We start from the raw sequence: 14,538 nt of genomic DNA, 5'->3' as shown, positions 1-14,538 counted from the left end.
AAGAGACATAACCATTTGACGGGGATTTTACCAGTGCTAGCCTCGGCAAACGGCCTTGTACACAGGCTCTGGTCGCACGCAGTCTGACCGCTCGATTTGCCCGGGATTGAAGCCATGAATATCCCGTCGCTGTCCGCATCCCCCTCCGAGCCGGTGCCCACCGAGGGCGTCGTCGCTGCCGGCGCCTATGTCGACGGCCGGCGCGTCGCCAATATCGCCATCAGCGAGGCCTCGAGCTGGCGGGCCAAGCCCGGCCATGTGGTCTGGATCGGCCTGCACGAGCCGGACATGGCGCTGCTCGGCGCGGTGCAGAAGCAGTTCGATTTGCACGAGCTCGCGATCGAGGACGCCAACCACGCCCATCAGCGGCCCAAGATCGAGCAGTACGGCGAGGCTCTGTTCATCGTTGCGCGCACCGCGCAACTGGTCGAAGGCCGGATCGCCTTCGGCGAAACGCACATTTTCGTTGGCGATGGCTATCTGGTCTCGGTGCGCCACGGCGCTTCGACATCCTACACACCGGTGCGCGAACGCTGCGAAAGCTGCCCGCGGGCGCTCGCCCGCGGCGAGGACTACATCCTGTACGCCATTCTCGATTTCATCGTCGACAATTACTCGCCCGTGCTGGAGAGCATTCACGAGGAGATCGAGGAGATCGAGGACGACGTGCTCGCGCACGCGATCACCAAGGCGCAGATCGAGCGGCTCTATATGCTGCGCCGCGACCTCCTGCGGCTCCGCAACGCAATCGGACCGCTGGTGGAGGTCTGCCGCCGGCTGGAGCATGACGAGCTGTCGATGGTGCGGCAGGCCATGCAGCCACTGTTCCGCGACGTCACCGACCACGTCCGCAACATCCAGGAGCGGATCGATTCCATGCGCGAGGTGCTGGCCTTTGCCTTCGAGGCGAGCCTGCTGGTCGGCCAGGCTCAGGAGACGGCGGTGTCCAAGAAGCTCGCTTCCTGGCTCGCGATCATCGCGATCCCGACCGCACTCGCCGGCATCTACGGCATGAACTTCAAGCACATGCCGGAGCTGGAATGGGAGTACGGCTATTACATGCTGCTCGGCGTGATGCTGACGGCATGCGGCGCGCTGTACTGGCGATTCCGTCGTGCAGGGTGGCTGTAAGCCGCCCGCGCGTTAGACGATCTCGACCCGATAATTCTCGATCACGGTGTTCGCCAGCAGCTTGTCAGCGGCTTCCTTCAGCACGGCTTCCGCCTTGGTCTTGTCGGCGCCGGCGAGCTCGATGTCGAACACCTTGCCCTGGCGGACGCTGGCGACGCCGTCGACGCCGAGCGACTTCAGCGCGCCTTCGATGGCCTTGCCTTGCGGATCGAGGATGCCCGTCTTCAGGGTAACGGTGACACGTGCCTTCACGTCAAAGATCCTCTCTCAGCTCTTCACCAGCACCGGGCCGGAGCCCTGCGGACGCTCGTTCTCCATGAGGATGCCGAGGCGCTTTGCGACTTCGGTATAGGCCTCGAGCAGGCCACCGAGATCCCTGCGGAAGCGGTCCTTGTCGAGCTTCTCGTTCGACTTGATGTCCCACAGACGGCAGGAGTCCGGCGAGATCTCGTCGGCGACGATGATCCGCATCATCTCGTTCTCGAACAGGCGGCCGCACTCCATCTTGAAATCGACGAGGCGGATGCCGATGCCGAGGAAGAGGCCGGTGAGGAAATCGTTGACGCGGATGGCGAGCGCCATGATGTCGTCGATCTCCTGCGGCGTTGCCCAGCCGAAGGCGGTGATGTGCTCTTCCGACACCATGGGGTCGTTGAGTTGGTCGTTCTTGTAGTAGAATTCGATGATCGAACGGGGCAGCTGGGTGCCCTCCTCGATGCCGAGGCGCTGCGACAGCGAGCCGGCGGCAACGTTCCGCACCACCACCTCCAGCGGCACGATCTCGACCTCGCGAATCAACTGCTCGCGCATGTTGAGGCGGCGGATGAAATGGGTCGGCACCCCGATGTCGTTGAGGTGCTGAAACAGGTACTCCGAGATCCGGTTGTTGAGGACACCCTTGCCCTCGATCACCTGATGCTTTTTCGCATTGAATGCGGTGGCGTCGTCCTTGAAGTGCTGGATCAGGGTACCGGGCTCCGGGCCTTCATAGAGAACCTTTGCCTTGCCTTCATAAATGCGACGCCGACGGCTCATTGGGATGTACCGTGTTTTGTTGAAATCCATGAATTTGGTGTGCTCCGGTTGACTAGGATTAGGACCCACAGCGGAGCTGCCGTGAACGGCTGGGAACCCGTCTCGAATCCTTGGAAACAGAACGGGAACCAAGCCTTAGGCAACCTATCCGATTGGCTGTCCAAGCACAATCGATCCGGCCGTCCGGCACCAACTTATACCGTCTTGCCTGCGGCTTAACGGCCCGTTGTTTTGCCTATTTCTGCTCTCTATGTAGGCATGCAGCCGGGTCGCCGCAACGGAAGGCTCCCACTCCATTCAGAGGGATTTGGAACAAAGCATGAGCGAGTTCGACAAGCGCGAGGAAGGTTTCGAGAAGAAGTTCGCCCTCGACGAGGAGCAGAAATTCAAGGCGGAGGCCCGCCGCAACCGGCTGCTCGGCCTGTGGGCGGCCGAACAGCTCGGCATCACCGGTGACGCCGCCACCGCCTATGCCAAGGAGGTGGTCGCGGCCGATTTCGAGGAGGCCGGCGATGGCGACGTCCTGCGCAAGGTCATGGCCGATTTCGCCGCCAAGAAGGTCGCCGTCACCGAGCAGGCGATTCGCGCCAAGATGAGCGAGCTGATCGCGGTGGCGGCCGCCGAGGTGAAGGCCGGGAAGTAACTGGTTCAGGCGAGTCGCCGGCGCGCAATTCCCTTGCGCGCCGGCGACCGCTTTCTGGCGTCCCGCGTGGTCGAGACATCCAGCCCGGCATAGTGGCGGCGGATGGTCTCGAGCAGGCGCTCGGCGGCCGCGCTCAGAAAGCCGCCACGACGCGTGACAAGGACGATGTCCTGGTTCGCGGCAAGATCGCCCACGGCGATCGTCGCGATCGAGGCCGCACGCAGCTCCTCCGCCACGTGGCTTCTCGCCAGGAGTGCAAGGCCAAAGCCCGATTCCACGAGCCGCTTCTGCGCGGTGAGGCTGTCCACGGCCGTCCACTCGATTTCGCCAAGCCCTTGCGTCAGAAACAACGCGAACACGTGAGCGGCGGCGATCTCGCGACGACCGCGAGTCTCCGGGAATGCGATCCAGCGCTCGCCGCGCAGCTCGGCGAGGCGCTTCACGCGCTTTCCGGCCAGAGGATGGTCGGGCGCACAGACGACCTGCAATGCCTCGCTCAGCACCTGCTCGCAGGCGAGATCGCCGGAGCGGTCGGTGTTGTAGCGCAGGCCGATCGTGGCCTCGCCGCGCCGGATGAGATCGCTGACCTCCGCGCTGGTCGCTGTCTGCAGTGCCAGCGTGACGGCGGGATTTTCCTTCGCAAACCGCTTCATGATGGTCGAGAGGCGGCCGTCGGCCAGCGTGCCGGTGACGGCCAGCGAAACCGGCCCCGAATTCTGCTTGGTCAACGCGCGTATCGCCTGTTCGGCGTCCTGCGCCGCGGCAACGGCACGCTCGGCATAGGGGATCAGCACGCGCCCGGCATCGCTGAGCCGGGTGCGGCCTGCCACCCGCTCGAACAGGGGCACGCCGAGCTCCTGCTCCAGCAAGGCGATACGGCGGGAAATCGCCGGCTGCGAACGGTGCAGGAATTTCGCGGCATTCGAGATCCCGCCCCTGCGATGAACCGCCAGGAACGTGTTGAGGGCGTCACTGTCCATCGCGACCTCATGCAAAAAACTGATGATATCCGAAGGAATAACAAATTTGGCGGATGACGGAAATGCTCCTAAGGCTGCGTGCACGAACAACACGGAGACGAGCCATGACGAGCCAGCTGGACAAGGCGACGGCGTTTCGCGCGCTGCACGAGCGGCCCGGAGCCTTCATCATTCCCAATCCGTGGGACGCCGGGACGGCCAAGCTGCTCGCGGCGATGGGCTTCGAGGCCCTGGCGACCACGAGCCTCGGCGTGGCCAACATGCTCGGCAGCGGCGGCGTCAGTCTCGACGTCATCCTCGCCAACGCGCGCGCGATCGTCGAAGCCACCGACTTGCCGGTCAGCGTCGACCTCGAGAATTGCGGCGCAGATGAGCCGAAGCGTGCCGCCCAAGCGATTCAGCGCGCCGCTGAGGCTGGCGCGGTCGGAGGTTCGATCGAGGATTTCAGCGGCGACCGCGATCGCCCCATCTACGACTTTTCCCACGCCGTCGAGCGCGTCCAGGCCGCGGTCGAAGTGGCGCGCGCGCTGCCGATTCCGTTCACGCTGACCGCGCGGGCCGAGAACTTCCTGCACGGCCGCAAGGACATCGACGACACAATTCGCCGCCTGCAGGCCTTCGAGGCCGCGGGCGCCGATGTCCTGTATGCGCCGGGCCTCTACGATCTCGCCACGATCCGGACCGTCGTCGCCTCGCTCAGCAAGCCGTTCAACCACGTGATGGGCTTTGCCGACCCGACGCTGACAGTCGGGCAATTGTCCGCCGCCGGCGTCAAGCGCATCAGCGTCGGCGGGGCCATGTCGCGCTACGCGCTCGCCGCGTTCCTGAACTGCGCACGCGAGATGAAGGACAAGGGATCCTTCACCTATGTTCGCGACATGGCGCCCGTCGGCGAGCTGCGCGCCGCCTTCGCCGCGGTCACTCCTCCCTAAAGCCGTATTCCGGCACGTTGCCGCTGGCGCCGTAATATTTGTACGGCAGGAACTTGCCGCTCATGGTGATCTTGACGCGGTCGCCCTTCGGATTGGCGACGCGCTCGATGCCCATGTCGAAGTCGATCGCCGACATGATGCCGTCGCCGAACTCTTCCTCGATCAGCGCCTTCCAGGCCGGGCCGTTCACCATCACCATCTCGTAGAAGCGGTAGATCAGCGGATCGGTCGGCGGCATTGGCGTGCCGGTGCCGCGCATCGGCACCTCGTTCAGCATGGCAACTTCCGCCTTCGACAGGCCGAACAGCTCGCCGGCATTGGCGGCCTGCGGCTTGGTCAATTTCATCTGACCGAGGATCGCGCCAACGATCAGCACCTCGGAATAGCCGCCGATCTTGTCGCAGATGTGTTTCCAGCTCCAGCCCTTCTCGCGCTTGATGTCGAGCAGCTTTTCGGTGAGGTCTTCGCGTTTCATGTCAGGGTCTCCTCTTCAAAGGCATGATCCGGAAAAGTGTGAAGCGGTTTTCCGCAGATCGTGCGTCTATAAAATCACGCAGTGAGTCCGGGGCTGGGCCCGGATATCCATGGCTGTCGTTGCTCTTCGCCATTCGACGCGATCGTTAGTCCGGGCTTGCCGATCTGAACCACCGGCACGTTGCGCGGATCGTGACCGGGCGTCTCGGCGGCAAAGGTCTTGCTACGCGTCACCAGGAAATCGATGATGTGGTTGCGCAAGGCGTAGTACAGCGGATGGCGGTGCAGATCGGTGCGGCCGCGATCCCTCGGCAGCGGGTTCTCGACGACTTCGGCGAGCACCGCGCCCGGACCGTTGGTCATCAGAAAGATCTTGTCGGCGAGGTAGATCGCCTCGTCGACGTCATGGGTGATCATGAACGCGGTCTGCCCGGTCTCGAGGCAAATGCGCCGCACCTCGTCCTGGAGCGTGCCGCGTGTCAGCGCGTCGAGCGCCGAGAAGGGCTCGTCCATCAGCATCATCTTCGGCGTGATCGAGAGCGCGCGGGCGATGCCGACGCGCTGCTTCATGCCGCCCGACAGCTCGGAGGGACGCTTGTGCTCGGAGCCGGTGAGGCCGACGAGATCGATGAAACTCTGCGCGTGCGCCCTGACCTTGGCGCGATCCCAGCTCCGCCATTTCGAGCTGACGGCATAGGCGACGTTGCCGCGCACGGTGCGCCAGGGCAAAAGCGCGTGGCTCTGGAAGATCACGGCGCGGTCGAGACTGGTGCCGGAAATCGCCTGCCCGTCGACGATGACGGCGCCTTCGCTCGGCGCATCGAGGCCGGCAAGGATGTTGAGCACTGTGGTCTTGCCGCAGCCGGAATGGCCGATCACGCAACAGAACTCGCCGCGGGCCATCGACAGCCAGAGATTCTCGAACACGCTCGTGGTGGCGCCGCCCGCGCCCGGATAGCGCTTCGCGATGCCTTCGATGGAGATGAATTTATCGGTCACTGCCCTACTCCGGAAACGTGACCATGCGCGTGAATCGCGCCAGGATCTGGTCGAGCAGCATGCCGACGATCCCGATCAGGAGGATCGCGATGATGACATTGGTGATCGAGAGGTTGTTCCACTCGTTCCAGACGAAATAGCCGATGCCGGTGCCGCCGACGAGCATTTCGGCCGCGACGATCACGAGCCAGGCAATGCCGATCGAGATGCGCATCCCGGTCAAGATCGTCGGCGCTGCCGCGGGGAGGATCACGGTGAAGGCGCGCCTGACGGTGCCGACCTCCAGCGTGCGCGCGACGTTGATCCACTCCTTGCGCACGCCGGCAACGCCGAAGACGGTATTGAGCAGCATCGGCCAGATCGAGCAGATGAAGATGACGAAGATCGCCGAGACCGAGGAATCCTTGATGGTGTACAGCGCGAGCGGCATCCAGGCCAGCGGTGAGATCGGCTTGAGCACCTGGATGAAGGGATCGAGCGCCTTGCTGAGCAGCGGCGACATGCCGATGAGGAAGCCGAGCGGGATGGCGACCATCACCGCCAGCAGATAGCCGGTGCCGACGCGCGCGATCGAATAGGCAAGCTGGATGCCGAGCCCCTTGTCGTTCGGCCCGTTATCATAGAACGGCCGCCTCAGGTGCTCCCAGAGCTTTGCGCCGACATCGAGCGGCCCGGGCATCGCGGATTTGCCCTGCGTCGCGGTCAGGCCCATCAGCTTGGCGTATTCCGGGCTCATCGCTGTCGTTGTGCCGGTCGAGCGCGTGGCGAGATGCCAGATGCCGAGGAATGCGGCGAGAAGCGCGATAGAGACGAGGCCGGCGCGGAGGCGGAGGGAGGAGTTCATTGCGCAAGACCTCTCCACATGTCGTCCCGGCGAAGGCCGGGACTCATACCGCGGAATCTATCGATCGCCATCGGCAGCAGTACCGAACGACGAGTCTTCGCCAAACATCTCCCTGTGGTTATGAGTCCCGGCCTTCGCCGGGACGACGGTAGCGAGAGAAGTTTACTCACGACGCCTTCCTGATTTTGAAGCTGGCCAAATAGTCCTCCGGCTTGGTCGGATCGAATGTCTTGCCCATCACCGCGAACGACTTGTAGCTGCTCACGGGCGGCGACAGCCCCATCTCGGTCATCAGCTTCTTCGTATCGGTCGCCAGGTACACCTGCTCGGCGACCGTCTTGTAGTCGACGTCGCCCTTGATCTGGCCCCAGCGCTTCATCTGCGTCAGCATCCACACCGCAAAGGACTGCCAGGGGAACGGATCGAAATCGACCCGCTTGGCGTCGGTCTTCACGCCACCGAGGCCGTCGGCGTAGGTGCCGGTCAAAACCTGCTCCAGCACCGTGACCGGTGCGTTGATGTAGTTCGCCGGCGCGATCGCCTCCGCGATCTGCTTGCGGTTCTCCGCCTTCGACGCATAGGCCGTCGCATCAACGATGGCCCGCGTCAGTGCCGCAAAGCTGTTCGACGCCGTCGTGATGAACTCTCGACTGGCAGCAAAGCTGCAGCAGGGATGGCCGTCCCAGATCTCCTTGGACAAGAGATGCATGAAACCGACGCCGTCATAGATCGCGCGCTGGCAGATGTTGTCGGGCGCGAGGAAGCCGTCGATGTTGTCGGCGCGCAAATTCGCGACCATCTCCGGCGGCGGTACCGAGCGCAGCTGCACGTCGGTATCGGGGTCGAGACCGGCTTCCGCGAGATAATAGCGCAGCAAATAGTTGTGCATGGAATAGTCGAAGGGAATGGCGAACTTCAGCCCCTTCCAGTCCTTGGGATCGCGCCTGTCCTTGTGCTTGGTCGCCAGCACGATGCCCTGCCCGTTGATGTTCTCGATCGCAGGCACGGCAAAGGGAATGGCATTCGCACCGAGCCCCAGCGAGATCGCGATCGGCATCGGCGCCAGCATGTGCGCCGCGTCGTATTCCTTGTTGATGGTCTTGTCGCGGATCACGGCCCAGCCGGCGGTCTTGACCACTTCGACGTTGAGGCCGTGCTTGGCATAGAAACCGAGCGGGGCCGCCATGATGATCGGCGTCGCGCAGGTGATCGGGATGAAGCCGACCTTGAGGTCCTTCTTCTCGGGCGCGCCAGTCTCGGCAAACACCTCGGTTGCGGTCTGAAGCGGGAAGAACTGCGATAGCGCCGCCAGCGCCGTCGAGGCCCCAACCGATTTCAGAAACGCGCGCCGTGCCATATCTTGCGGAAACATCGCGCGCATCACAGCGGAGGCGACAACGCCCGCGTAACGCGTCTCCTCGCTGTCCGTCGGCTCGCAGCGCGGGGCTGCGCTCGCCTGCTCGTGCTCCGCCGCCGATCGGTGCTGGCCACAGACACAACCGGCTCGAAGGTTTCGATCGGGATCAAACGGATTGTCGAATGTGGACATCGGACCTCCTGCGCGTCATTGCAGAAGGGATTACGCAAGGAGCATGCCATCGCTGGATCGCCGGGCAGTGCGTTGATGACGCAGCACTTTCTGTCGCGCTTGGTTGCTACGAAAAGTCGTGATAAACGAAAATTCGTAATCAAATGACGAGATTTCGTAATGGCAACGATGCCCGGCCGCGACGATGCGGCCGAAACCATCGATCCACGCACCGCGGCGTTTGAGTCCTCAGTGGAGGCGACGCTGCTGGTCGATCCCTACCGCGATCAGATCATCGACGCCAATCCGGCGGCCTGCACCCTGCTCGGCTACGACCGCACGCTGTTGCGGCAGACCAGGGCCAGCACCCTTCATGCCGGCCAGCTCCCGGCGCTGACCGTGTTCACCCAGGCCGTGCTGCACAAGGGCGCCTACTGGACCACGACGCTCACCCCGCGCCATGCCGCCGGCCAAAATCTCAGGCTCGAATATGCCGGCTGCATCCTGCCCCATGACGGCCGCACGCTGCTGCTGCTCACCCTCACCGATCTCGAAGCGCGCCGCCGGCGCAACGTCGACGCTGCTGCCGAAGACCACATGCGCGGCGGCATCTCGACCTGGCAGCGGGTCGAACGCGTGTTCCAGGACATCGAGCGCGAGAACCAGCTGATCCTGCGCGCGGCCGGCGAAGGCATCTATGGCGTCAACGCCGAGGGCAAGACCACCTTCGTCAACCCTGCGGCGGAGCGGATGCTCGGCTGGACCGCCGAGGAGCTGGTCGGCAAGGAAATCCATCCGATCGTGCACCATACCCACCATGATGGCCGGCACTATCACAACCACGACTGCCCGATCTATGCGGCGTTCCGCGACGGTGCCGTGCATCAGGTCGACGGCGAGGTGTTTTGGCGCAAGGACGGCTCGCCGGCCTGGGTCGAATACACCTCCACTCCGATCCGCGACCGCGGCGTGGTGGTCGGCGCGGTCGTGGTGTTTCGCGATGTCAGCCAGCGCCGCGAGGCCGACGAGAAACTGCATGCCGCGCTTGCCGAGGTCGACCGCCTGCGCGAGCGTCTCGAGCTCGAAAACGCCTATCTCCAGGAAGAAATCCGCATCGAGACCAATCCCCGCGGCATCATCGGCCAGAGCGAGGCGATCCAGAAGACGCTGCGCCAGGTCAAGCTGGTGGCCCCGACCACCGCGGCGGTGATGATCACCGGGGCATCAGGCACCGGCAAGGAGCTGATCGCGCGCGCCATCCACGAAGCCTCGGGTCGCAGCGACCGGCCGCTGATCCGCGTCAACTGCGCCGCGATCCCGCGCGAATTGTTCGAGAGCGAGTTCTTCGGTCATGTCCGCGGCGCCTTCACCGGCGCAACGCGCGACCGCATCGGCCGGTTCGAGCTTGCCGACGGCGGCACGTTGTTTCTGGACGAGGTTGGCGAGATCCCGCTCGAACTCCAGAGTAAGCTGCTGCGCGTCTTGCAGGAAGGCAATTTCGAGCGCGTCGGCCAGGAGCGCACGCGCGCGGTCGACGTGCGCGTCATTGCCGCGACCAATCGCGATCTCAAGCAGGAGGTGCAACGCGGCCGGTTTCGCGAGGACCTCTATTTCCGTCTCAACGTATTCCCGATCGAGACCGTCCCCTTGCGCGAACGACGCGAGGACATTCCGCTGCTGGCCCAGCATTTCCTGACGCGCGAGAGCAAGGCGTTGAAGTCGAACCTGCGTCTGTCCGAAGGCGATGCGCGGCGGCTGACCCGCTACGACTGGCCCGGCAATGTCCGCGAATTGCAGAACGTGATCGAGCGCGCCGCAATTCTGTCTCAGAACGGGCGGCTGCGCATCGATCTGCCCGACCCCTCCGGCACGCAAGCTCCGAGCGGCGCTGCACGCCCGAAAGCCGATGTGCGCCCCGCGGTCATGACGTCATCGGAAATGCGCGATCACGAGCGCGCCAACATTTTGGCGGCGCTCGAAGCCTGCGCAGGGAAAGTCTTCGGCCCCGGCGGCGCGGCCGAGATGCTCGATATCAAGCCGACCACGCTGGCCTCGCGGATCAAGGCGCTGGGAATCGCGCCTCGTCCACGGGCGGGCCTCAACGGCTAGAATGTGGCGAAGCACGGTCGCGCCTCGGTTCGCCTCTCCCGTAGGGAGAGGTCGGATCGCACCGAGAGATGCGATCCGGGCGAGGGCTTACGGTCTCACCAAAGGCAACGCCCCCTCACCCGGATTGCTGCGCAATCCGACCTCTCCCCGTCGGGGAGAGGTGGGACCGAGCCCTACGGCAGCGGCACGCTATCACGCCGCCTTTGTCGTGACACCCGATGCAATCGGCAGCCCTTGCTCGATCGGCAGCGACGGATCGCGCGACCATTCGTTCCAGGAGCCAAAGTACATCCGCACGTCCTTCACGCCGGCGTTCTTCAGCGCCAGGAACGTGTTCGAGGCGCGCGCGCCCTTGAAGCAGTAGAGATAGACCGGCGTCGTCTGCGAAATGCCGACAGTGGCGCATTCGGCCAGAATCTCGTCCTTGGACTTGAAGCGCGGGCCCTCAGCGGTCGGCTTCATCATGCGGTACCATTCCAGCCACACCGCGCCGGGGATGCGGCCCTTGCGTGGACAGAAATCCTTGCCGTATGGGGACGAGCTGTCGCCGATCCACTCATCGACATCGCGCACGTCGAGGATGGCGATGCCGGGCTTGCCGATGGCCCCGAGCATGGTCTTGGCGTCGATCAGGATCTCGCCCGCCTCAGGCACGATCGTGAACGATGCCTTCGCCGGCGTCGGCACGTCCTTGGTGACCGGCAAACCGGCTGCTGCCCAGGCATCGAAACCGCCATGCAGCACCTTCACCCTGGGATAGCCGAGCATGGTGAGGAGATAATAGCCGCGGCAGGACTGGCCGAAACCGGAGTTCATCGACTGCTCATAGACCACCGCTGTCTCCGTTCCGGAGAGACCAGCGGTACCAAAGGCGTCGGCAAATTTGGTCTTGAGCTCGTTGATGCCGTCGGGCGTCGAGGTCGCAAGATAGGTGAAGATATCGTGCACGTTCACGGCATTGGGGAGGTGCCCGGCGCCGTAGGCGTCGGGATTGCGAGTGTCGATGACGACACAGGGCTCGGTCTTCAAGAGATCGGCAAGTTCGCTGGCAGAGATCAGAACGTCCGTCATTGGCAGCCTCTCCGTTGAGGTTGGTGGTGGTCTTAACAGTCGTCTTGGCAGTGGTCTTCGGGTGGACTCGTGAAGATCAGGAATCGGCGAGCATCTTGCGTAATTGCTTGGTGGCAGGCGTGACGATCGCGACGAAATAGGCCTCGCGCAGTCGCCGCTGAGCGCGGTGGCTTTTGAGATAACCGCGTGCGCCACAATGCAGCATCGCCGCATGCGCCGCCGCGACGCTGGCTTCGCCGGCACGAAGCCTGAGTGCGATCACCTTGCGCCAGTAGGTCTCCTCCTCGTTGTAGGGATCACGCGCCAGCGCCATCGTTTCGGTCTCGAGCTCGGCGGCGAGATCGCGAAAATGCACCGGCTGCTGCGGCAGATAGCGGTTGATATGGCCAAGGGGGCTGTCGACTTCGTCCATGATGTTGATGCAGTCCCTGATCACGCCGAGCGCCATGCCGGCCTGAAGCAGGATGAAGCCAGCGCGGATCTTCTTGACGAAGGGACCCGCGGGATCGGCCAGGATCAGCTCGTCCGGCACGAAGACGTCGCGGAACTGGACGCCATAGGTGCCGGTGCCGTCCATGGCGAGGAACGGCTTGCACGGCGTCAGCGTGATCGCTGGGTCCGAGCAATCGGCCAGAAACATCACCGTGCCAGGCTCGCCTTTTGCGATGCCCTGATCGTCCTCGCGTTCGAAGATCGCGCCGAAATAATGGTCAGGACCGAGATTGGAGACCCAGGGCAGCGCGCCGCGCACGATGTAGCCGCCCTCGACCTTGCGCCCCTTCAGCTTGAGCTTCTCGATGCCGAAGAAGCTCTTCATCGGGTTGGAGAGCCCGGTGCCGCCGAGTACGCGGCCGGTGGAGAAGGCATCGCTGAATCGTTTTGCCAGCTTCAAATTTGTTGAGTTCGCGGCGTACCAGACCAGCGTGTTCTGGCACCAGGCCATGAAGGCGGTGGCGCCGCAGACCTCGCCGATAACAGCCATCGCCTGGATGGCGCAGCGCAGATCCGCGGGGCCTTCGTGCGGGACGTGACTGCCCCAGGCGCCGACCGCGCCGAACTTGCGCAGCACCTCGGCCGGATAGACCGTGCCGGCGTCGATGCCGGCAGCGAGCGGCGCGAGCTGCTCCCGCGCGATCCGCGCCACCTCTCCTGCAATGGACGGTGCGGGATGATCCAAAATGTCGACCCGCGATAAAGCCAGTGAACCCATGATCGCCTCCCGCACCGAAGTTCCTGATTGCCGTCTGCTAGATGCCGACCTCGAGATTGACCGGGCGGGTGAAGGTATTGGCGACCGGCGACCATTTCTTCACATGGGAGACCAGCGCGTTGATCTCGTCCGGCGCGATGCCCTCGCACTCCATGTCGACCTTGACGCGGACGTCAGTGAAGCCGACCGGCTTGTCGGAGGTGTCGCCGGTGCCCCAGACCGCAGTGATGTTGAGGTCGCCCTCGAGCTCCAGCTCGAGCTTGTTGACGATCCAGCCGCGATGCACGGCGTTGGCGTGCAGGCCGACCGCGAGGCAGGAGCCGAGCGCGGCGAGCGAGGCTTCCGACGGATTGGGCGCGGTATCGTCGCCCAGAAGCCCCGGGGGCTCGTCGACGATGTAGGGCGGCAAATTGCGGATGTAGTTGGCGTGGCGGAATTTTCCCTCCGCGACCGTCTTGCACTTCAAGGTCTTGACGACCTTCGGATTGGCCTTGCCGCTCGCGATCAGTTGCTCGAGGCCATTCTTGTCGATGGGCGCGAGGCACCCCGTCAGCACTGTCTTCTGAACGACGGCAGTCATCAGTCTTCTCCCTGGCAGAAGTGGAAATCGGTAGGATACCGAACGGTCTGTTTCCTTGCATGGAGCGTGCCAGAGCAAGCCGAAAACAAAACGCGAAGCATTGGAGCCGCTTAGTGTCCCTGCCTGCGGATTGATCAGCCGCAGCTTGCTTAAAGGCGAAGCAGATGCGCTTGCGCATGCGAATCTTTTCGGCGCGGAACAGATGCGGCTTGCTGATGCGGCGCAGCTGCGGGTAAGTTCGAGTCCATGGCTAAGACGTCATCGAAGAAAAGATCGAATTCGCCGCACGCCGGTGCTGGCGCAGGCGACGACGAGTCCGCGCGCGGGCGTTTGCTGAGCGCCGCGACCCATCTGTTCTGCAAGAACGGCATCAATGCCACCGGCATCGATGCGATCATCGAGGAAGCCGGCACCGCGAAGACCACGCTCTATAAGTTGTTCGGCTCCAAGACCAACCTGGTCAACGCGGTGCTGGAGAGCGAAGGCAAGCAGTGGCGCGAATGGTTCATTGGCGCGATGGAGCAAGGCGGCGGCGACGCGCAGGCGAAACTGACGCGCATCTTCCCCGCGCTGAAGAGCTGGTTCGCCGAAGAACGCTTCTACGGCTGCCCCTTCATCAACGCCGTCGGCGAGCACGACAAGGACGCAAAACAATTCCGCAGCATCGCACTAAAGCATAAGAAGATCGTGCTCGGCCACATCGAGAAACTCGCCGGCGAGCTCGGCTCCAGCGAGCCCGCCGTGCTCGCACATCAGCTCGGCCTCATCATCGACGGCGCCATCGTCGCGGCCATGATCTCGCGCGATCCGGGCGTTGCCGATACCGCCGCGCTTGCGGCAGGTCCCCTGCTCGGCCAGTCGAAGACGAAGAAGAAGCGCGCGGCGGACCAGCTAGAGGCAGTGTAGGTCCAAATTCGTAGAGTGGGCAAAGGCGCGCAGCGCCGTGCCCACCATTCTGTCTCAGCTGCGTTGATCGACATGGTAGGCACGCTGCGCTTTGCC

General features: G+C 63.8%; 15 protein-coding genes. 5 read left to right on the top strand and 10 right to left on the bottom strand.

Annotation, left to right across the window (positions count from 1 at the left end; translation table 11 throughout):
- Nucleotides 1-114 precede the first annotated feature (114 nt).
- A complete protein-coding gene (locus XH85_RS18135; RefSeq protein WP_128932895.1) occupies nt 115-1,131 on the top strand; it encodes a magnesium and cobalt transport protein CorA in 1,017 nt (338 codons plus the stop codon).
- A gap of 12 nt (nt 1,132-1,143) precedes the next feature.
- On the opposite strand, the gene purS is transcribed toward XH85_RS18135, so the two are convergent.
- Complete coding sequence (gene purS / locus XH85_RS18130) at nt 1,144-1,383, bottom strand: phosphoribosylformylglycinamidine synthase subunit PurS (protein ID WP_091889056.1); 240 nt, start codon at nt 1,381-1,383, stop codon at nt 1,144-1,146.
- A gap of 15 nt (nt 1,384-1,398) precedes the next feature.
- Entirely contained in the window at nt 1,399-2,166 is a 768-nt protein-coding gene (gene purC / locus XH85_RS18125) for a phosphoribosylaminoimidazolesuccinocarboxamide synthase (protein ID WP_173015815.1), read from the bottom strand.
- A 319-nt stretch (nt 2,167-2,485) separates the two neighbouring features.
- On the opposite strand from purC, the gene XH85_RS18120 reads away from it, so the two are divergent.
- On the top strand, nt 2,486-2,809 hold the full coding sequence (locus XH85_RS18120) for a DUF1476 domain-containing protein (RefSeq protein WP_128932894.1): 324 nt from the start codon (nt 2,486-2,488) through the stop codon (nt 2,807-2,809).
- Between the two features lie 5 nt (nt 2,810-2,814).
- On the opposite strand, the gene XH85_RS18115 is transcribed toward XH85_RS18120, so the two are convergent.
- Complete coding sequence (locus XH85_RS18115; protein WP_128932893.1) at nt 2,815-3,789, bottom strand: LysR family transcriptional regulator; 975 nt, start codon at nt 3,787-3,789, stop codon at nt 2,815-2,817.
- 104 nt (nt 3,790-3,893) lie between these two features.
- Between XH85_RS18115 and XH85_RS18110 the strand changes: the two genes are divergently transcribed.
- Nucleotides 3,894-4,721 carry an isocitrate lyase/PEP mutase family protein gene (locus XH85_RS18110; RefSeq protein WP_128932892.1) on the top strand — a complete coding sequence of 276 codons (828 nt, stop codon included), beginning with the start codon at nt 3,894-3,896 and terminating at the stop codon, nt 4,719-4,721.
- On the opposite strand, the gene cynS is transcribed toward XH85_RS18110, so the two are convergent.
- The 4 genes from cynS to XH85_RS18090 all read right to left on the bottom strand — a co-directional run bounded on the left by cynS (nt 4,708) and on the right by XH85_RS18090 (nt 8,587).
- Nucleotides 4,708-5,196, bottom strand: a complete 489-nt coding sequence (gene cynS / locus XH85_RS18105; protein WP_091889062.1) for a cyanase — start codon at nt 5,194-5,196, stop codon at nt 4,708-4,710. The genes XH85_RS18110 and cynS overlap by 14 nt on opposite strands.
- Nucleotides 5,197-5,270: 74 nt before the next feature.
- Nucleotides 5,271-6,194: an ABC transporter ATP-binding protein gene (locus XH85_RS18100; protein WP_128932891.1), complete on the bottom strand. Its 924-nt coding sequence runs from the start codon at nt 6,192-6,194 to the stop codon at nt 5,271-5,273.
- 4 nt (nt 6,195-6,198) lie between these two features.
- Nucleotides 6,199-7,038, bottom strand: coding sequence for a nitrate ABC transporter permease (gene ntrB, locus XH85_RS18095; protein WP_128932890.1), 840 nt, complete (start codon nt 7,036-7,038; stop codon nt 6,199-6,201).
- 166 nt (nt 7,039-7,204) lie between these two features.
- Entirely contained in the window at nt 7,205-8,587 is a 1,383-nt protein-coding gene (locus XH85_RS18090) for a CmpA/NrtA family ABC transporter substrate-binding protein (protein ID WP_128932889.1), read from the bottom strand.
- Nucleotides 8,588-8,746: 159 nt separating this feature from the next.
- On the opposite strand from XH85_RS18090, the gene XH85_RS18085 reads away from it, so the two are divergent.
- Complete coding sequence (locus XH85_RS18085; protein WP_128932888.1) at nt 8,747-10,675, top strand: sigma 54-interacting transcriptional regulator; 1,929 nt, start codon at nt 8,747-8,749, stop codon at nt 10,673-10,675.
- Nucleotides 10,676-10,867: 192 nt separating this feature from the next.
- Here XH85_RS18085 and XH85_RS18080 read toward each other — a convergent pair whose 3' ends face one another.
- From XH85_RS18080 to XH85_RS18070, 3 genes are all read right to left on the bottom strand, one after another.
- Nucleotides 10,868-11,746, bottom strand: a complete 879-nt coding sequence (locus tag XH85_RS18080; RefSeq protein WP_128932887.1) for a sulfurtransferase — start codon at nt 11,744-11,746, stop codon at nt 10,868-10,870.
- Between the two features lie 76 nt (nt 11,747-11,822).
- Nucleotides 11,823-12,956: an acyl-CoA dehydrogenase family protein gene (locus tag XH85_RS18075; protein WP_164939640.1), complete on the bottom strand. Its 1,134-nt coding sequence runs from the start codon at nt 12,954-12,956 to the stop codon at nt 11,823-11,825.
- A gap of 37 nt (nt 12,957-12,993) precedes the next feature.
- On the bottom strand, nt 12,994-13,536 hold the full coding sequence (locus tag XH85_RS18070; protein WP_128932885.1) for an OsmC family protein: 543 nt from the start codon (nt 13,534-13,536) through the stop codon (nt 12,994-12,996).
- 246 nt (nt 13,537-13,782) lie between these two features.
- Between XH85_RS18070 and XH85_RS18065 the strand changes: the two genes are divergently transcribed.
- A complete protein-coding gene (locus tag XH85_RS18065; RefSeq protein WP_128932884.1) occupies nt 13,783-14,442 on the top strand; it encodes a TetR/AcrR family transcriptional regulator in 660 nt (219 codons plus the stop codon).
- Nucleotides 14,443-14,538: the final 96 nt, after the last annotated feature.

The sequence above is a fragment of the Bradyrhizobium zhanjiangense genome, assembly GCF_004114935.1.
Taxonomy (GTDB): Bacteria; Pseudomonadota; Alphaproteobacteria; order Rhizobiales; family Xanthobacteraceae; genus Bradyrhizobium; species Bradyrhizobium zhanjiangense.
Note: the sequence above shows the minus strand (reverse complement) of the source record. Positions and strands in the feature narration are given on the sequence as shown.